This is a genomic window from Streptococcus sp. LYSM12, from assembly GCF_004569635.1.
Taxonomy (GTDB): domain Bacteria; phylum Bacillota; class Bacilli; order Lactobacillales; family Streptococcaceae; genus Streptococcus.
In genome coordinates this window covers 1-447 of sequence record NZ_SPOZ01000081.1, presented here as the reverse complement: position 1 = coordinate 447, position 447 = coordinate 1, and the positions used below count along the sequence as shown (strand labels likewise).

The window sequence follows — 447 nt, the reverse complement described above, 5'->3', positions numbered from 1 at the left end:
TCCAACTTTCAACTGTTTGACCGTCTTTGCGGATTTCGATTTGTGCTCCCGCAATTTCTTGGCCTCCAAGGTTTGTCTTACTGATAACAACATCGTGAGTCACCGGTTTTACAACTTCAGCTTCATCGACGACAGTAAGCTTGTTACCCTCTGTTTTTGATTTGGCTGCTGTAGTCGTATCTGTTTTAACAGTCACATTGCCGTCGGTGCCAACAGTAAATGTAATATCTGTCACTTTCAAGTATCCTGCTGGTGCAACTTCCTCATGGAAGACATACTCGCCTGCTTCCAATTTCACAGTATGGGACTTGTCTGCTTCAGAGGTCCAACTTTCAACTGTTTGACCGTCTTTGCGGATTTCGATTTGTGCTCCCGCAATTTCTTGGCCTCCAAGGTTTGTCTTACTGATAACAACATCGTGAGTCACCGGTTTTACAACTTCAGCTT

The 447-nt window shown here is 44.3% G+C and carries 1 protein-coding gene; it reads right to left on the bottom strand.

What is annotated here, in order from left to right; translation table 11 throughout:
* Nucleotides 1-447 (bottom strand): prealbumin-like fold domain-containing protein (locus tag E4T79_RS11210; RefSeq protein WP_228063862.1); only part of this gene is annotated, 447 nt, incomplete at both ends.